The organism is Flavobacterium sp. UBA4197 (genome assembly GCF_002379575.1).
GTDB lineage: Bacteria > Bacteroidota > Bacteroidia > Flavobacteriales > Flavobacteriaceae > Flavobacterium > Flavobacterium inviolabile.
Genome location: NZ_DFUB01000012.1, coordinates 22864 through 40635, shown reverse-complemented (window position 1 = coordinate 40635; position 17772 = coordinate 22864). Strand labels below are relative to the sequence as shown.

General features: G+C 42.1%; 17 protein-coding genes and 2 tRNA genes. 10 read left to right on the top strand and 9 right to left on the bottom strand.

Annotation, left to right across the window (positions count from 1 at the left end; genetic code table 11):
* Positions 1–108: 108 nt before the first annotated feature.
* From B3394_RS06460 to B3394_RS06440, 5 genes are all read left to right on the top strand, one after another.
* The gene (locus B3394_RS06460; protein ID WP_286914355.1) at positions 109–3786 is read left to right on the top strand and encodes a GEVED domain-containing protein; all 3678 of its coding nucleotides are present in this window, start codon (positions 109–111) and stop codon (positions 3784–3786) included.
* A gap of 769 nt (positions 3787–4555) precedes the next feature.
* Positions 4556–4628: transfer RNA gene (locus tag B3394_RS06455), tRNA-Asn, on the top strand.
* Between the two features lie 72 nt (positions 4629–4700).
* A tRNA-Phe gene (locus tag B3394_RS06450) sits at positions 4701–4773 on the top strand.
* Between the two features lie 35 nt (positions 4774–4808).
* Positions 4809–5129: a hypothetical protein gene (locus tag B3394_RS06445; RefSeq protein WP_286914349.1), complete on the top strand. Its 321-nt coding sequence runs from the start codon at positions 4809–4811 to the stop codon at positions 5127–5129.
* On the top strand, positions 5122–5913 hold the full coding sequence (locus B3394_RS06440; protein ID WP_286914346.1) for a hypothetical protein: 792 nt from the start codon (positions 5122–5124) through the stop codon (positions 5911–5913). The genes B3394_RS06445 and B3394_RS06440 overlap by 8 nt, the downstream gene beginning before the upstream one ends.
* Positions 5914–6267: 354 nt before the next feature.
* Here the strand turns inward: B3394_RS06440 and B3394_RS06435 are convergent, their stop codons facing one another.
* Positions 6268–6543, bottom strand: a complete 276-nt coding sequence (locus tag B3394_RS06435) for a hypothetical protein (RefSeq protein WP_286914341.1) — start codon at positions 6541–6543, stop codon at positions 6268–6270.
* A gap of 47 nt (positions 6544–6590) precedes the next feature.
* Here B3394_RS06435 and B3394_RS06430 point away from each other — a divergent pair, with 47 nt between their 5' ends.
* The 5 genes from B3394_RS06430 (at position 6591) to B3394_RS18145 (ending at position 9787) form a co-directional block, all read left to right on the top strand.
* On the top strand, positions 6591–7688 hold the full coding sequence (locus B3394_RS06430) for a slipin family protein (RefSeq protein WP_286914338.1): 1098 nt from the start codon (positions 6591–6593) through the stop codon (positions 7686–7688).
* Positions 7689–7732: 44 nt separating this feature from the next.
* On the top strand, positions 7733–8278 hold the full coding sequence (locus tag B3394_RS06425; protein WP_177734484.1) for a 3'-5' exonuclease: 546 nt from the start codon (positions 7733–7735) through the stop codon (positions 8276–8278).
* 139 nt (positions 8279–8417) lie between these two features.
* Positions 8418–9125, top strand: coding sequence for an NRDE family protein (locus tag B3394_RS06420; protein ID WP_286914331.1), 708 nt, complete (start codon positions 8418–8420; stop codon positions 9123–9125).
* 45 nt (positions 9126–9170) lie between these two features.
* On the top strand, positions 9171–9671 hold the full coding sequence (locus tag B3394_RS06415; RefSeq protein ID WP_286914328.1) for a hypothetical protein: 501 nt from the start codon (positions 9171–9173) through the stop codon (positions 9669–9671).
* Positions 9596–9787, top strand: coding sequence for a matrixin family metalloprotease (locus tag B3394_RS18145; RefSeq protein WP_414654263.1), 192 nt, complete (start codon positions 9596–9598; stop codon positions 9785–9787). Before B3394_RS06415 ends, B3394_RS18145 begins: the two co-directional genes overlap by 76 nt.
* A 15-nt stretch (positions 9788–9802) precedes the next feature.
* Here the strand turns inward: B3394_RS18145 and B3394_RS06410 are convergent, their stop codons facing one another.
* The 8 genes from B3394_RS06410 to B3394_RS06375 form a co-directional block, all read right to left on the bottom strand.
* Positions 9803–10180 carry a hypothetical protein gene (locus B3394_RS06410; protein WP_286914322.1) on the bottom strand — a complete coding sequence of 126 codons (378 nt, stop codon included), beginning with the start codon at positions 10178–10180 and terminating at the stop codon, positions 9803–9805.
* A gap of 48 nt (positions 10181–10228) precedes the next feature.
* Complete coding sequence (locus tag B3394_RS06405) at positions 10229–10978, bottom strand: maleate cis-trans isomerase family protein (RefSeq protein ID WP_273245739.1); 750 nt, start codon at positions 10976–10978, stop codon at positions 10229–10231.
* 16 nt (positions 10979–10994) lie between these two features.
* Positions 10995–11912, bottom strand: a complete 918-nt coding sequence (locus B3394_RS06400) for a fumarylacetoacetate hydrolase family protein (protein WP_286914318.1) — start codon at positions 11910–11912, stop codon at positions 10995–10997.
* 24 nt (positions 11913–11936) lie between these two features.
* Positions 11937–13043, bottom strand: coding sequence for a cupin domain-containing protein (locus tag B3394_RS06395; RefSeq protein WP_177734479.1), 1107 nt, complete (start codon positions 13041–13043; stop codon positions 11937–11939).
* A 2-nt stretch (positions 13044–13045) separates the two neighbouring features.
* Entirely contained in the window at positions 13046–14026 is a 981-nt protein-coding gene (locus B3394_RS06390) for a carbon-nitrogen hydrolase family protein (protein WP_177734478.1), read from the bottom strand.
* Between the two features lie 101 nt (positions 14027–14127).
* Positions 14128–14559, bottom strand: a complete 432-nt coding sequence (locus B3394_RS06385) for an acyl-CoA thioesterase (protein WP_286914315.1) — start codon at positions 14557–14559, stop codon at positions 14128–14130.
* 18 nt (positions 14560–14577) lie between these two features.
* Positions 14578–16161: an FMN-binding glutamate synthase family protein gene (locus B3394_RS06380; RefSeq protein WP_286914309.1), complete on the bottom strand. Its 1584-nt coding sequence runs from the start codon at positions 16159–16161 to the stop codon at positions 14578–14580.
* Positions 16162–16168: 7 nt separating this feature from the next.
* The gene (locus tag B3394_RS06375; RefSeq protein ID WP_286914305.1) at positions 16169–17770 is read right to left on the bottom strand and encodes an AMP-binding protein; all 1602 of its coding nucleotides are present in this window, start codon (positions 17768–17770) and stop codon (positions 16169–16171) included.
* Between the last annotated feature and the right edge of the window lie 2 nt (positions 17771–17772).

Sequence of the window (17772 nt, the reverse complement as noted above, 5' to 3'; positions counted from 1 at the left end):
CTAAAAAAATAATTTTTTGACATTAAGAAATCTCTTTTATTTTTATTTAGTCTAAATAAGTAATTTTGCCGGATTAATAATAAAACTATGCAGTAAAACTATTTATTTATGTATTCAAATGACAAAAAACAAAGCAACCTCAGGTTGTATCAATGGAAAATGAAATGTTTTCTGTTGGGACTCTTTCTCCTGCCAATAGCCACTTTTGCGCAGGTTTCCAATTACATTTTCTCCCAGAATCCGGGAACTTATACAGAACTTGCCAATCCGGTAGTTCTGGCAACAGCAACAGCGTTGTCCGGTTCGGCTTCTTTAGATGATGTGATCTACACTATTCCGAACAATAGCATACCGTTTGCTTTTACGCTGAACAATATTGCTTATTCCGGTGCGAAAGTAAGCACAAACGGTTTTGTTACATTGGGAGCTACCGCTCCGAGCTCGTCGCTAACAAGCCCGATCTCGAACAGTACCGGATATACTGCTGCAATCAGTGCTGTGGGTTCCGATTTAAATGCCTTATTTAATATTGAGGGCAAAACCGGATCCATAGGATATGAAGTAGTGGGAACCGCTCCAAACCGTGAGTTTGTAATTGAGTGGAAACATTTCAGACCGTATTCGTCTTCTGCTACTGTAAGCAGTTATTTCGACTGGAATTTTCAAATTCGTTTGCGGGAAAACAATACTGTCGCCATTGTATATGATTTAAAAATCACCGGAGTGCCCACTTCGGCACTGGTTCAGGTTGGATTAAGAGGCGCTTCGGATGCAGATTATACAAACCGGTCTGCAGGCGGAACGGCAAACAGCCACTGGATGGCTACCGCAGCGGGAACCTCAAGTTCGTCAAGTGTTACCTGTAATTCAACTTCATTGCCAACATCCGGATATACTTTTATATGGACACCACCGTCACCATGTGTGGCACCTGTTGCACAGCCATCCAATTTAGTGCTAACAGTGGCCGGAACTACGGTTAACGGAGTGTTTGAAGCGGCATCACCGGCAGTTGACAAATACCTGGTTGTGAGAACACCGCTGGGAACAGCTCCAACGCCACCGGTTAACGGTACGACCTATGCCACCGGAACAGGACTGGGCGGTTATATTGTTTCCAATACCGCATCACTAACGTTTGTGAGTTCAGCATTAACCGGAAATACAGCTTATACCTTTACCGTTTTTGCTTATAACAGTGCCTGCTCCGGCGGACCGCTTTATAATGCAGCCAATCCGGTATCGCAAAACATTACCACCTGTCCGGCAGCACCGGGAACGGTTACAAATGCAAACATTACGGCAACTTCTTTCGACTTGAATTGGGTTGCTTCTGCCGGCGGATCGGCAGCAGCAGTTGCCTATTTTGTTGAAGTGGCTACCGATGCTAATTTTACCAGTCAGATTGCCGGTTCCCCTTTTAGTGCACAGGCAGCGTTGACGTATGCAGTTCAGAATATCAGCAACAGTACAAAATATTACTACAGGGTAAGGGCCAATAACGGTTGCAACAGTGCTTATTCAAGCGTTGGAAACCTAACCACTTTGTGTCTTCCTGTTGCGGCGTTTAATGAAAACTTCGACAATGCCGTTACACCGGATTTAGCCGGTTGCTGGAGTAAAATAATCAGAGGAACCGGTACAGGCTCTTCATCGGTTGCGACGAGCAGTACCAGTGGCAGCAGTACGCCTAATGCCGTGAATCTATACAATTCCGGTGCGAATACTGATAATGCCGGTGTAGACGTTATATTGGTAAGCCCGCAGTTAACCAATTTAAATGCCGGAAACTACAGATTGCGATTCAAGGCAAGAAGAAGTTCTACGACGGCAGGAAACAATATCCAGATCGGAACGCTGGATAACAATAGTGCTACAGCAGTGTTTACCCCATTTGGAAGTGTTACGGAACTTACAACGGAATACAAGGAGTTTACTGTATATTTTACAAGCTATACCGGTACGGATTCTTTTATCGGATTAAAAAGAAAAGGAAGTACAACCTATTCGAATGTATTTGTAGACGATGTGGTATGGGAAGCAATTCCGTCATGTTTATCACCGGTTACCCTTACTGTATCGGGAATTACTCCGAATCAGGCGGCGATCAGCTGGAATTTTGATTCGAATGCAGGAGCGCCAAACGGAGGATATGAATATTTTATTTCCGACACCAATACGGCTCCTGGTTTAACGGATCTTTTATTGCAAACAACACAAACAACCGCGACTATCGGACAGTTACAATCCGGTACAACATATTATGTATTTGTGAGAAGTGTGTGTGGAGCTAACGATAAAAGTAACTGGACTAAAACATCTTTTACGACCATATTGACCACTCCGGCACCTTGGCTGGAGCCTTTTACAGGAACTACAACTCCGAACGGATGGACAACTACCGGATGGACAATCGGAACCGAGAGAGGTGCGACAGGAAATACCGGTAATAATATCTATAAAAACTTATACAACACGGCACCGACAGGAACATTCAAAACCATAAATGTAGGACCGCTTCCGGCGAACTACCAGTTGAGTTTTGATTATAAACAATCTGCCTTTTCTACACCCTATTCTCCTTTGGCTACATGGGGTAATTATACGGTAGAAGTTTCTACGGATTTCGGCACTACCTGGACCAATATCACCAATATTGAGAATGAACAGGGAACCGGTAATTATATCAGTAAAGTATACTCTCTGGCGGCTTATGCAACGCAGTATGTTTCTATAAGAGTAACGGCCAACAGAACAGCCGGAGATTACGATCTTTCTTTCGACAATTTTAAAATTGATGCCGCACCGGATAATACTGTTCCGGTAACCAGCGTGGTGGTTACTACAGAAAATAATGTACCGGCAGCGATAACCACAAATCACGGTACGTTACAGTTAGTAGCTGCGGCTTTACCGGCAAATGCCAATCAGCAGGTAAGCTGGTCTGTTTCCAATAATATGGGCATGGCAACGGTTTCTGCTACAGGATTGGTAACGGCCGTTACAAACGGAGTGGTTACCGTAAGAGCAACCGCTACTGCCGATACGGCTATTTTTGGTGAAATCCAGATTACCATCACCAACCAGTTACCGGTTTATTGTACGCCGGCTTTCCCTCAGGGAGTGGAACCGATCACACTGGTTAATTTTGCAGGAATTAATAATGTTACTTCAAATGCCCTGACAAGTCCGGCCTATGAAGATTTTACAGCAATTACCGGAACGGTTGTTAAAGGACAAAACTATCCTATTAAATTAAAAGGAAATACGGACGGAAGTTTGAGCAGCTATTTTAAAGTTTATATCGACTGGAATCAGAACGGAACGTTCGAAACGGAAGAAGGATATGAACTGGGTTATATTAGCAACTCAACGGGAATTGATGTAAAAGAATTAACCGGTACGATTCCTGTGCCGCAGACAGCCTTTTTGGGAACAACCCGAATGAGAGTGCTTAAAAAATTCGCATCACAAAGTATCGCTCCTTGTAATACGGAAAGCTACGGACAGGCTGAAGATTATACACTACTTGTTGAGGAAACCATGGGTAGTGGCGATTTTGATAAAACAAACTATGTTGTTTATCCAAATCCAACAACTTCTGTGGTAAATATCCAGTCGGATGCAGCGGTGAAATCCGTTAAAGTTTACAACCATTCAGGACAGCTGGTAAAAGAAGATAAAAACAATACACTTGATTTATCAGCAGTTTCAGAAGGGATGTATATTTTACAGATCACTTTTGAAAATGGCAAATCCGCCACCCGGAAAATTATTAAAAAATAGTTTTTCGTTTTTTTGATTTGAAAAGCTCCGGAAATCCGGAGCTTTTTTGTTAAGAAATTTTTCCTACATTTGCATCGGAATGAAAACACAAAAAAGACATATCGCTGTACTATCACAGGATAGTAATAATCGTTTAGGAGGGGATTTCCCGGCCAAACGTAGGGCGTATGGGTATTATTTTGATGTTTAAACAATCCGCAAAATTGTAAGAAACGTTTAAAAATATAGCAAAGCGTCCTGATTTCAGGGCGCTTTTTTTATTGCAGATATGCAAAAAAGGTTGCTGCGAACAGCAAAAAATAGTTAAAAACAGTTACGGAATGGAATTCCGAATAAAAAAATGAAAAAAAATGTTTAATGAATTATCATAATAGTCCCAAATAGCCTTGAACAGTAATCAGATGAGAGACAGCCATTTGAGAATAACAGTAAACCGCTTTCGTTAGCGGACAGGGATTTCTTTGCTCTAAAATTATGTGTAACTATCTGGTAATCAGAAAAATAAATTAAAAAATATTTGCACGGTTGAAAAATTCAACTTTATCTTTGCAGCAGAAAATTGCAGCACAACAATGACAAGAATACAGGCAACATATAAAACACTATTACAAATGAATTTCAATTCAGTAAAAAATACTATCGGAAGCAATCCTCTTACTGGATTTGACTTTCAGCGAATACGGGTGTATTCATAATGCATAAGATCATGATAATCTTATACAATTGATGAGCACCTTATACAAGGTGCTTTTTTTATGCCCTTACAAAAGATTCTGTAGCTCAATTGGCAGAGCGCTTGACTGTTAATCAATAGGTTGAAGGTTCGAATCCTTCCGGAATCGCAGGAGTTCTTAGAAAGGAACCGGACTTATTGGGATTTCCGACTGTCTCTCGGAAATCTCATAAAGTCAGCCGGAATGGTGGTGTACCCGGTGTGCACGTCTGCCTGAAGCGCAGAAGGTATTCGTTCAATTCGGATCCGTTCCACAATAAAATGAAGTTTAATTTAAAAAAGGTACGCTATGAGACCAGACATTTTAAAAAGGTTTTTAACCAATACTGATGAAACAGGAAGATTTTTAATGAAATCAGGAAAAACAGGAATCATCTATTTTGTGGAGCCGCTTTACAATGGAAAAACGCCGGAATGGGGTAATGTGGATCCGGCTACCAAAAAAATTACCGGCAATTACGGTTCGGGATATACCGGAGCCGTTACCCGGAAAGAATGGATCATTACCGAAGAAAACGATTTTGTAAATATTGGCTATTGCAACGGAAGTTCTTTAGGACAGGCAGGCAGACGGGATCAGGAACACTTAAAACGGATGTACCATGGATAAGCTGTTATACAACCGGATAGCCTTAGTGGGGGTTGAACCGGAAGAATACGACATTATACAGGCGAATTACCAGGGCCATATCGTCTGGCATCAGGCCATACCGAAAATACTGATCAAAGACGGAACGCTGCTTATGGAAAAACAAACCGGAGTAGGGATGCTGCCCATTGACAAAGTGGTGTACTATGGAATTTATGAAAACGATTTCGATTTTATAACCGGTCTGGCGCTATGGGGAGGCGATTGTTTCCCAAATGCCCTCGGCATGATGGATTGCCGGCTAAAGATTCCGTGCCTGGTAAAAGCAATGCAGTATTCCCGTTTTAGTTCACCCAGAGGGTTTATTTCGGAAGATACCGAGATGGATACTCAAACGGATACTGTGGCAAAATGGGGCAACTGGCACTGCGGGGAAAACAAACACCGTTTTTCAGGATACTGGAAAAGTGAGGAAGCTTCCGTGATTGAGCCTTTCTTTAGCGGTGAGGCTGTCCGGATCATGATTATCGGTACCGAAGCCTGGCAGATAAAGCTCGAAGGAGCAACCTGGCTAAAATCGATACATCCGGATGAAGCCTGCTTTATGCCGGTCGATCCGGAACTGTTGGAAGATTCGAAACAGCTGATGGAAAAACTCCGGATGGACATGATTGGAAACGATTATATCCTCGGGGATAACGGAACAAAATATTTACTGGAAGTAAACCATATTCCGAATATCACCCGGTTTGAATCCGTCAGATTAACATATTTACACACTGTTATTGCGTGGATTAAAAAATAATTTGAAAAAATATTTATATACGCACATATACTGCGTAGTTGTGTTGAAATCTTTGTCTGGTAATACATGACAACGTTTAAAACACATTTTAAAAATATCAGACAAGTCCTGTTGTGTGTTTCGGTATAGCACCATTGCAATATACTTTGCTTAGCAGTATTAAGTTTTATTGTGCAACTTGATTTGAAGGTTTTACTGTTTTCCAAAAAAGCAGCAATGAATTGTAGGTTCGAGTCCTGCTTCCGGTTAAACGGAATTGCGAAATTGGTAATCGCACAAGTTTAGGGGACTTGTTTCATTTAAAAGGGTTCGAATCCCTGCGTATTTACATACGTTAGCTCGTCTGGTTGAGTACTACACTTCTAATGTAGTTTTTGTTACAGGCCAAAAGTCTGTGAGACCGAGTTGGCATTTCTCTAAAAAATGCACCAGAAAACGATTGTGCCTTTGTTGGTGATTATTGCCTGCAATGTCGATAATCACATTCCTGACAAGACCTGAGATCAGGCTTTGTTTATGGAAAAACAGATTTGCTTTATTGTTTGCTCTTTTTTTAGAAAAAGAAATATAGCCATAAACCATTCCTGCGGATCTGTAAACCACTTGTTTTCCGTCCTTTTCAGGAAACAACGGCCATCGTTTTTATTAAAAGATTTAAAAATTTAAAAAATACAGTTATGTTAAAAAAAATACATATTAAAGCTTTACAAACCGCTTTGGTTTTCCAGAATCAGAAATTGATTCAGGTATTACAGGAAGGTTCTTACTGGATTTTCGGTAATAAGGAAGTGGTTATTTACGATAACAATACTGCCTTTCATTCCCAGTATGAATTAAATTATATCATGCAGAATGAAGTATTGGCAGCTATGTTAACGGTTGTTGAAGTAGCTGATGATCAGATTGTATTGCAATTTGAAAACGGTAACTTTAAAGAAGTAATGACAGCCGGCCGTTATGCCTTTTGGAAAGGTTTTATCAAACGGGAATTTATTACGGTCGATTTATCCAAAGTGGATATTACAGAAGCTGTTCCGATAACTTTATTGGACAACATCCGCATCAGCAATTATGTACGCCGCTTTTTGGTTTTGAGCCATGAAAAAGCATTGTTGTATATTAACGGTGTGTTCATCAAAGAATTGACAGCTGGAATGCATTATTTCTGGAAGAATAATACCACTGTAGAAGTACGGACAATCGATGTCCGCCAGCAACAAATGGAGATCTCCGGTCAGGAATTATTAACGAGAGATAAAGCGGCCTTACGCATTAATTTTTTTGTACGTTATCAGATAACCGATATTATTAAAGCATTGGTTATTAATAAAGATACCGAAAAACAATTGTATATTATGATGCAGTTGGCATTGCGTGCTTTTGTGGGAAGTTTGACCCTGGATGAATTATTGAATAAAAAAGATACCATTGCCGAAATTATCTTGCAGGAAACAGCAGCCAGAATCAGTGAGTTGGGCTTAACGGTTTCCGATGCCGGTATCCGCGATGTGATCTTACCGGGCGATATGAAGGAAATTATGAACCAGGTATTGGTGGCCGAGAAAAAAGCACAGGCAAACAGCATCATGCGACGTGAAGAAACGGCAGCAACACGCAGTTTATTGAATACTGCCAAATTAATGGAAGAAAATGAGATGTTATGGAAATTGAAAGAGATGGAATACGTTGAAAAAATTGCGGATAAAATTGGGGAGATCACCATTTCCGGCAGCGGTAACGTCATTGGTCAGTTGAAAGACATCTTTGTAAAATAACAAAACTACGGGTAGGGTATCCGTAGTTTTTAAAAAGATAAAAAATGAAAACAACAGCTAAAATTATCATTATAGATTTAGAAGCCACATGCTGGCAGGGACCGGTTCCGGCCGGACAGGAAAATGAAATTATTGAAATCGGGATTTGCGTGCTGGATAGTCATACCAGTGAAATAACGAAGAATCAGGGGATTTTAATAAAGCCGCAACATTCCGCTGTAAGTGCGTTTTGTACGGAATTAACAACAATTACCCAGGATTTGCTGGAACAAAAAGGAATTCCGTTTGCGGAAGCGTTGGAAAAACTTACGGAACAGTATGATCCAAAAGAATACACCTGGGCGAGTTATGGAGCCTACGACCTGAACATGCTAAAGAAACAATGTGCCCGGTTCAATCTGGATTACCCTATGGGAGCGGAGCATATCAATGTTAAAGTACTCTTTGCCGAAACCAGAGGTTTGCAAAAACCTACCGGTATGAATGGCGCTTTAAGCATCCTGGATATTCCGCTGGAAGGTACCCATCACCGTGGTGTGGACGATGCCAAAAATATTGCCAAGATCCTGTATTGGTGCTTAAAGCAATAATTGTTTTTTGATGTAAAAGCTTCGGAATTCCGAAGCTTTTTTTATTGGTCAAAAGTGAGTTTACGGCTATTGGAATTACCGGAAATAACAGACCGGTAAACGGATTGTTTTCGGGAAAATTTCTATAATTTAGTAGATTATGTGCACAGTAACTTTTATAAACAGCAACGGTAAATACATCATTACCTCAAACCGTGATGAAATGATTGCCAGACCGGCTTTAGAGCCGCGAAAATATTTTGTTAACGGGCAGCAGGTTTTTTATCCTAAAGACAGTAAAGCAGGTGGAACCTGGTATGCAGTGAGCGAAAAAGGCCGTATTGTTGTGCTTTTAAACGGAGCAGAGGAAAGGCTTGCCCGGAAAGCTGCCTACAGAATGAGCAGGGGACTGATCGTTTTGGAACTAATAAGCGCCGCATCAGTACTGCAAAGCTGGCGCAACATCAATTTAAACGAAATCGAATCTTTTACATTGGTTGTCTTTGAAGCGGATACATTATACCAGCTGCAATGGAACGAGGTCAGTAAAAGTGAAACGGAACTGGATGCCGCAAAAAACTATATCTGGTCCTCCGCAACCCTGTATCCGAAAGCGGTCAGGGAACAACGGGCTGAATGGTTTGCCCGTTTTGTAAAATCAAATCCGGTTATTACCGAATCGGAGATGATGATGTTTCATCATTATGCCGAAAATGAAGACTGCGAAAACGGACTGGTGATCAACAGGGACAATATCTTGAAAACGCTCAGTATTACGCAAACGATAATTCAGCAGCAAAAAGTGACGCTCAATCATGAAGACCTGACAACAAACCAACAATTTACAAATAGTTTTATTAGTGTTTAAACAGATTTAAGAAAGTTTAAAACTTGTTTTATTTTAAAGAATTATATGCGTTACATATTGTTTTTAACTCTCAGTTTATTTTTAATCGGTTGTCATCAAAAAAAGGTGGTAGGAATTGTTCCATACAAAGGAATGGCTCCGGATAAGGTAGATACAATTTCAAAAGTTATTTCCAATTTTTATGATGTGAAAATTGTCGTTTTACCGGAGCGAAAACTATATAAGGAAGCTTATACAGCTGTAAAATTACCAAGATATAGGGCTGATAGTATTATAAGGATTCAAAAAAGGGCAGATCTGGATACGCTGGACTATGTTTTAGGATTAACAAACAGTGATATATCCATAACAAAATATGATACAAACGGAAATATTAGAAAACCGGAATCGAGGTATCGTGATTTTGGGATTATGGGATTATGGGATTGGCATATTGTCCCGGCAATAGTTCGGTCGTATCGACTTACCGGATACAACATAAAGATACTGAAATTACGCTGTCAAGATTTAAAAAGGTCGTTATCCATGAATTCGGGCATAATTTAGGTTTGCCCCATTGTGAAGACAAGCACTGTGTGATGACCGATGCTGTCGAAAAGATTGCAACAGTGGATAATGCAAAAATGAAACTCTGTAAAAAATGTAAGGGGAAATTAAACTAATTTCCCCTTATCTTTTTATAAAATCGCTCTAACGGTAATGTGTGATTCTTCACCGCTTTGCCACAGATCGCCTTTAACGGTAATTGTATCACCAACAACAACTGTTTTGTATTGTTCGTGCTTGGTTAAATTAGAATGGCTGATGGTCGCAAAGAATACTTTTTTATCAGCAGTTTCCAACGTTGCGGTATAACCGTCTTTACCGGGCTGGATAGCGGTAATTTTTCCGGAAACCGTTTCTGTTACCTGCGGAGCTGCTTCCGGTTCTGCTGCAGGAGCTGTCTGCTCAACTGCGGCCGGTTCCGAAGCACTTTCTTCTTTTTTAGTCTGATTACAGCTTAATAATAAAGCCAGGGCAGCAAAGCTTGCGCTATTTCGTAATATATTTTTCATAGAAATTGATTTTAATATCAAAAATAGAAAATTTAAACAGGGAAAAGATTAATATTTTCCGTTTAACAATTCCCCGCCAATAGGCGCTTTTGCTTCCAGTCCGAGTTTTTTCATCATTTCATAGGTCGTACAAACGGCGGCAGAAGTCACCGGAATCCCGATTTCTTTCTGGATCAGGTCAATCGCTTCCAAAGACGGCATCTGTACACAGGCAGAAGCTACCAGTACATCAACACCTTCCAGGTTCAGCCTTTTGTAGATGTCCAGCAGGTTCATCGGATCCTGAGCAGCCACTTCCAGATTATCCGGAATTTCCAGGGCAATCGAATCGACAACCTCAAATCCCTGATGTTCGATATAATCAACAACCAAATCCGTAAGCGGACGCATATAAGGCGTAATAACCGCTACTTTTTTAGCCCCCAAAACCTTTAAACCGTTAATCAGCGCACCGGCACTGGTAACGATAGGAGTAGGGAAGTCATTTTTTATGGTTTCCTGGTGCAGGTTCACTTCCGAAACGCAGTGGTAACCGCGCCCCATACTCATGATGGCTACCAGACAGGCATAGCCCATAACATCGACATGCGCATCGGATAATTCCTGAGCACATTTCAAACTCATGGCATCCATTGCTTCCAGTTCTTCTTTGGTCACTTTTTTCATTCGCATACGGCTGGAATGAAAGGTAAAACGTTCCGGTAAAATCGTTTCACGGGAACGGAAAACAGCCGGAATTTCGGTTTCCATAGTTACGTTGGAACTGGGAACGATCTGGCCGATTCTGTATTTTTTCATGGGTATAATCGGAATATTAATTTTTATTTAATTCTTTGATTGTATTGGTTATAGTGCCAATTCCTTCAACTGTTGCTTCAACCGTGTCGCCATCCCACATCCATTCCTGCGGATTGCGTCCGGCACCCACACCGGCAGGTGTTCCGGTAGCAATAATATCGCCCGGTTCCAGGGTAAATACCGTACTCAGATCTTCAATCAGATCGTTGATGTTGAACAACATAAACCGGGTATTGGAATTTTGTTTTTCAACCCCATTCAGCTTTAAAGAAAGGTTCAGGTTATGCGGATCCGGGATTTCATCTTTGGTAACCAGAACCGGTCCCATCGGCGCAAAAGTATCCTGTCCTTTTGAAACGATCCATTGCCCGGAACGACGGCAGTCTCTGGCACTGATGTCGTTGATTATCGTATATCCGAAAACATAATCCAAAGCTTTTTCTTTGGCTACATATTTCCCTTCCTTACCGATAACAACAGCCAGTTCCACTTCCCAGTCCAGCTGCTGTGTTAGTTTCGGATTGTGAATGATAGCAGTATCTGTTCCGGTAACCGCTGTTGGCGGTTTTGAAAAAATTACCGGCTGTTGCGGCAATTCTTTGGATGTGTCCAGTGTTCTGGCACTTTCGGCAACGTGTTCGGTATAGTTTAATCCGATTCCGATAATATTTTTGCGGGGTTTCGGGATAGGAGCCAGAAACGTTACATTCGATAGCGGATAATAGCAATTGCTCTTTTGTTCTTCTGTCAGGCTGTCAATCAGGCTTTGTATTCGCTTAACCTCATCCAGCCCGAGGTCAATCAGATCCAGCATTGTCAGCGGAAGCGTTTCTTCTTTTATTCGGGCAACATCTTCAAGATCGATCATGTGATTGTCCTGAACAACTCCTAAACGCGGAGCAGCATGGTTAATTCTGTAAGTAGCTAATTTCATTGTGTATTTTGATTCTTCGTGTAATTAAATGGTTTGAAAGCCGTTGTTTTCCGTATATGCCTGTTCCTGATACAATCCCAGCGATTTGATAACCGGTAAATCGTTAAACGAGAAAAGACAGGCGTCTTCTGTTTCGGAAAGGTTTACATGCTCGTGATATACCCATGACGGTACGCAGAAAATATCGCGCTCTTTCCAGTCATAGCGTTTTCCGCCAATGATGGAATAGCCTTTTCCTTTGGCACACTGGTATACGAACGAACCGGTATGTCTGTGGGCTTTGGTGTGTTCACCGGCGCGCAGTAACTGCATCGAAGCACCCATGGTTTGCATAACCGGTCCGCCGGTTAACGGATTGGAGTAATCCATGATGATGCCGTCATAAGGAGAGCCTTCGTTTACTTTTGCCGCTTCCAATAAAGCAGGATAAACAGTTTTCCAGGAATATTTAAACAATGGAGAGTACGGCTTATCCCAAACCCTGTCGGCAGGGATTAACCCGGCGCCGCTATAAGTTAACGGCAAATGGTTTAAAGGCGCTTCCAGAGGCTGTTTGCCTTCGTGAACGGCATAATCATTAGCTTCCAGGGCATTGACCAGCGGAATATCCAAACCATCCTGCCAGATACAGGTTTTGCCATCGGCTTCAACGCCGTGTTCGTGCCAGCTGGAATTGGGAGTGATCACAAAGTCATTAACTTCCAGCATGATCTTATTCCCGTCCACTACGGTGTAGCCGCCGGAACCTTCCATGATAAAGCGCAGGGCAGAAGCCTTATGGCGGTGGGCTGAAGTACTTTCGCCCGGTCGGGTAACCTGAATACCGGTGTATAGCCAGCCTACGGCGGCACTTACGTCTTTTCGTTTGTCATTTACCAGATAAACCACACGGCGGCCGGCTTGTTCCGGCGTAACCAGTTCGGATGATTTTAGCACCAGTTCGCGTAAGTTTTCATATTTCCATAGCATCGGAACCGAAGAAGTCCGCGGTTCCCAGGGCTCAATATCGTTGGCAACGGTCCACAAGGCACCGGCACCTAATGTTTCCAGTTCTTTATAGTAGGCTTCCAGTTCCGGAGTATCTTTTACCCGGGCTCTGCCAATAACATCATCATTAAATGGATCATTCATAATTATTCCTTATTAAATGCTTCGTGACTGTTAATAAAAGTTATTTTTCGGGTTGGCGCCGTGTTTACGCGCAAATCGAAAATATCGAATCGGTTGTAATGCCCTAAAATGTCATGCATCTGTTTGGGCTGTATGCATTTTGCCAGATCAATATCGGCATATACGATACCTTCCTCATCAATCAGCGGTTCGCCGATCACGGCTCCGTTTGGTCCTATAAACCCGGAGAAAGCCGAGTTTTTTCGGGTTAGTAATTCTTCCACATTCGGGACATCTTCTTTTAGTGCATCCATAATTTCCTGTGAAATTGTAGAGCAGGAAACAATGGTAAACAGTTTGCCTTCAAAAGAATGTGCCGCTGCCCGGATTTTAATAGCTTCCGCCATATTGTAATCCGGTGGTGCTACCGGAAGGGAAATATAATTGGCAATGTGTATCAGTTCGCCTTGTGCCAGCAGTGTAAACCGTGCCAGCGTATTGGTGTTTTCACCACAGGCCAGCGTTCCGATAGGGCCAATTTCGGTGGGATATACTTTAAGGGACGAACCGTCGCCGGAAGTCCATGTTAGTTTTTCTGCCCAGGTAGGGACTAATTTCCGGTGTTTGCCAATGCAGTTTCCCTGATTGTCAATGATCAGATTGGTGTTGTAAATTTCGCCATAGCTGGTACCGCGCTCGTTAATACCCATAACAATATGGATGTTATGTGTTTTGGCAGCCTGGTAAATCCGTTTCATTTCCGGATCATCCACCGCTACAGCATTGCGGTATAATACTTCATACCATTTGCTTCCCTGAACTGGTGTCATGATCCAGTTCCAGTACGGATAACCGGCAATAAAAACCTCCGGAAAGGCGATGAGCTGTGCGCCGTTTGCGGCGGCTTCTGCAATTATACCGATGGCCTTGTCAACCGTTTTCTCCACATTTAGAAAAACCGGAGCTGTCTGGACGGTGGCGGCTTTAAATTTTGAAAAATCCATTGTAATTTTTGATATATGATTTTTGAGGTATGATATATGATTTGGGATGTTTGATATATGATGTATGATATACCATTTGGGATGTGAACGACAACCGGATCTTATAGCGTTACAAACAAATACTTATTAATTTTATGTTTCATGTCTTCAGAAAAAGCTTCGGCTTTGATATTGTCCCGGTTTTCGGTAAAAGCAACATTAACAAGCGTTACTTCGCCTTCCAGACATATTGTTCCTTTTTCATCCTCAAACTGAAATCCGCACAACAGGGAAGCACCGCCCAGGTGTTTTACCCATAGTTTTTTGGTCAGGGTTTCTCCCAAACGGGCCGCTTTTTTGAATTGTACTTTTAAATCTACCGTTGGGATGCCGTTTGTTTCGTGCATTTTGGAAAACGGACGTTCCAGTGCTTCTTCAAACCAGTCTTCAACCAGACAGTTCAGCATTTCCAGAAAGCGGGGATAAAATACGATTCCGGCATAATCAACATGCTGGAAGCGGACTTTTTCAGTTTTTATAAAATATTGGTTCATGGTATTGTAATAATTAATTTAGAAACTTTCCGCAACGGCTTTTTTCCAAAAGAAGGCAAATTCTTTAGGAACGGTTGTTTCGTTTAACAAACAACCACGCTCGATTTCCGGATACATTTCATAATAGGTTTCTATTTTTGTTCCGCTCACGCGGGCACTGATAACAGTCCGGTCAACATCGTCCGGATGTTCCAGTCCGGCAGAAGCCATCAGTTCCATGGCACTTTTAACGGTTTCATGCTGAAAACGGGCAACACGCACGCTTTTTTCTTCCGGAACCAGTCCTTTTACCAGTTTGGGATCCTGTGTGGCAACACCGGTCGGGCAGGTATTGGCATGGCATTCCAATGCCTGAATACAGCCCAAAGCAAACATCATTCCGCGTGCCGAATTGCAGACGTCAGCGCCAATCGACAGGCATTTGATAATGTCGAATCCGGTAATTACTTTTCCGCTGGCAATGATCTTGATCTCATCCTTAATACCAAAACCGTTTAAACAGTCGTATACAAAGGCTAAAGCTTCCCGTAACGGCATACCCACATGATCGGAATATTCCTGAGGTGCAGCCCCGGTTCCGCCTTCGCCGCCATCGACAGTGATAAAGTCAAAATAGGTCCGGGTTTGTACCATTGCTTTACAAATGGCTAAGAATTCCGATTTGTTACCAATACAGATTTTCATCCCGATCGGTTTTCCTCCGGAGCCTTTGCGCAGGGTTTTGATAAAGTCTATCAATTCCAGTGGTGTCGAAAAAGCGGAATGTCTTGGCGGGGAAATAATATCGTTCCCTTTTTCGACCAGACGAATGGCTGCAATTTCATCGGTTACCTTTTGTTTCGGTAAAATTCCGCCATGTCCCGGTTTGGCTCCCTGTGAAAATTTGATCTCGATCATTTTCACATTGTCCAGAACGGCTCTTTTGGAGAATTCTTCATACGAGAATTTACCTTCTTTATCGCGACAGCTGAAATATCCGGTTCCGATGTTCCAGACAATATCGCCGCCGTTTTGAAGGTGGTAAGGTGAAAGTCCGCCTTCGCCGGTATTGTGGTAAAAACCACCTTGCTTAGCACCGGAATTTAAAGCCAGAATAGCATTTTTGCTCAAAGAACCGTAGCTCATCGCACTGATGTTGAATAAGCTGGCCATATACGGTTTTTCACATTGTGAGGAGCCGATCTTGATTTTCGGATCGGGATCCACTTCCGAAAATGGAATGGCTTTAATACTGTGGTTGATCCATTTGTAGCCGGGTTCGTAAACGTTTAACTGCGTTCCGAACGGCATGGAATCCGTTTCTTTTTTACTGCGCTGGTACACCAGGCTGCGCTGCAAACGGTTAAAAGGTTTTCCGGCCGTGTCGGTTTCGATAAAATACTGGCGCATTTCCGGTCCGATCGATTCCAGCAGGTAACGCATTCTTCCCAGTAAAGGGAAATTTCGTTTGATACTCTGTTTGGACTGGTACATGTCATGTAGTCCCATCGCTATTAACGGAAGGAATATTAATAGCAGAAAACTGAATTTCCAATTTACATAGATTAAAATCGCTGTTATGGATAAAATGGTTATACTGAAAACTACAAATGCTTTTCTCATCCTGTTACTATTTTAGTTTATATCGTTGAATTTTTCCTGTTTCCGTTTTGGGAAGACTATCTAAAAAACGAATTTCTCTCGGATATTTATACGGGGCAGCCACATCTTTAAACCAGTTCTGAATCGATTTTCCAAAATCGTTGCCCGCTTTGGATTTGTCTTTCAGAACAATATACGAGCAAACCAGCATACCGCGTTCGTCATCCGGTAATCCTACAACGGCACATTCGGCAATTTCCGGATGAGTGAGCAATACGCTTTCTACTTCAATGGCAGCGATATTATAGCCGGAAGAGATAATCATGTCATCCCCGCGGGCGATAAACCAGAAATAACCGTCTTCATCTTTTTTAAAGATGTCACCCGTCAGGTTCCAGCCGTTTTGTACATATTCTTTTTGTTTGTCCGTTCGGTTCAGGTAACGACAGCCGGTAATTCCGCGAACGGCTAATCTTCCCGGTTCGTTAACCCCAAGATCGTTTCCTTTTTTGTCTACTATTTTGGCTTCATAACCGTGAATAGGCAAACCGGTAGCGCCTTTTCTCATATTGTCGTCATTGGACGAAATAAAAATATGCAGCATTTCGGTAGCTCCGATTCCGTCTATTATTTTTAACCCGGTGGCATCATACCAATCTTCCCAGACCTTTAAAGGTAATGTTTCTCCTGCAGAAATACACTTGCGAAGCGAAGAAATATCATATTCTTTAACTTTTGTTGCCAAAACACGCCATGCGGTAGGAGCAGTAAAGCAAACCGTTATTTTGTGTTTCTGAATGGCTTCCAGGAGTAATTCCGGTGACGGTTTTTCAATCAGAAAAGTGGAAGCACCATAATAAAAAGGAAATAATACCAATCCGCCTAATCCGAAAGTAAAGCCTAATGGCGGGCTTCCGGTAAAAATATCTTCCGGTTTGGGTTGCAGGGAATATTTAGGGAAAGCTTCACAAATCAGGACAATATCGCGATGATAATGTGCGGTCATTTTAGGATTTCCGGTTGTACCGGAAGTAAACCCGATCAGCGAAACAGAATCGGATTTGGTTTTATAATTGGTAAATGTTTTGGATTTGTGCTGAAGCATGTCTTCAAGTTCACAATTGGTTTTTTCGGAACCGTCATAGTGTACCACTTTCTTTAAAAAGGGAGAACGAACCAGATCCATTTCCTCTTTCAGGCGGTAATCGCAAAACACATGGGAGATTTCGGCACTTTCGATCATTACCGATAATTCTTTTTCTCTTAAAAGCGGCATAGTGGCCACTACGATTCCGCCGGCTTTTAAGATGCCGAACCAGCAGGCAACAAACATCGGATTGTTGGCAGAACGGATTAAAACCCTGTTGCCGCTAACGAAATCCATGTCGTCAGTAAGTGCATTGGCAATCTGGTTAGCCTTGTCATACAATTCCTGAAACGTCCAGGTGGTTTCAAAGGTGCGTATCGCAATATGATGGCCGCGGTTTTCTTGAATGTGAATGTCCAGTAATTGCTCGGCACAATTCAGATCTTCCGGAAATTCAAAATCCGTATGATTGAAAATATAGTCCGGCTGGTGTTTGTCTGCCGGCAGATTGTTATGAGCGAAATTATCACTATAATGTTTCATTA

Coding starts and splice junctions, on each gene's coding strand:
- B3394_RS06460 (WP_286914355.1), top strand. CDS start 109: ATGTATTCAAATGACAAAAAACAAAGCAACCTCAGGTTGTATCAATGG.
- B3394_RS06445 (WP_286914349.1), top strand. CDS start 4,809: ATGAGACCAGACATTTTAAAAAGGTTTTTAACCAATACTGATGAAACA.
- B3394_RS06410 (WP_286914322.1), bottom strand. CDS start 10,180: ATGAAAAATATATTACGAAATAGCGCAAGCTTTGCTGCCCTGGCTTTA.
- B3394_RS06420 (WP_286914331.1), top strand. CDS start 8,418: ATGTGCACAGTAACTTTTATAAACAGCAACGGTAAATACATCATTACC.
- B3394_RS06430 (WP_286914338.1), top strand. CDS start 6,591: ATGTTAAAAAAAATACATATTAAAGCTTTACAAACCGCTTTGGTTTTC.
- B3394_RS06395 (WP_177734479.1), bottom strand. CDS start 13,043: ATGAATGATCCATTTAATGATGATGTTATTGGCAGAGCCCGGGTAAAA.
- B3394_RS06390 (WP_177734478.1), bottom strand. CDS start 14,026: ATGGATTTTTCAAAATTTAAAGCCGCCACCGTCCAGACAGCTCCGGTT.
- B3394_RS06415 (WP_286914328.1), top strand. CDS start 9,171: ATGCGTTACATATTGTTTTTAACTCTCAGTTTATTTTTAATCGGTTGT.
- B3394_RS06425 (WP_177734484.1), top strand. CDS start 7,733: ATGAAAACAACAGCTAAAATTATCATTATAGATTTAGAAGCCACATGC.
- B3394_RS06380 (WP_286914309.1), bottom strand. CDS start 16,161: ATGAGAAAAGCATTTGTAGTTTTCAGTATAACCATTTTATCCATAACA.
- B3394_RS06440 (WP_286914346.1), top strand. CDS start 5,122: ATGGATAAGCTGTTATACAACCGGATAGCCTTAGTGGGGGTTGAACCG.
- B3394_RS06375 (WP_286914305.1), bottom strand. CDS start 17,770: ATGAAACATTATAGTGATAATTTCGCTCATAACAATCTGCCGGCAGAC.
- B3394_RS06385 (WP_286914315.1), bottom strand. CDS start 14,559: ATGAACCAATATTTTATAAAAACTGAAAAAGTCCGCTTCCAGCATGTT.
- B3394_RS06405 (WP_273245739.1), bottom strand. CDS start 10,978: ATGAAAAAATACAGAATCGGCCAGATCGTTCCCAGTTCCAACGTAACT.
- B3394_RS06400 (WP_286914318.1), bottom strand. CDS start 11,912: ATGAAATTAGCTACTTACAGAATTAACCATGCTGCTCCGCGTTTAGGA.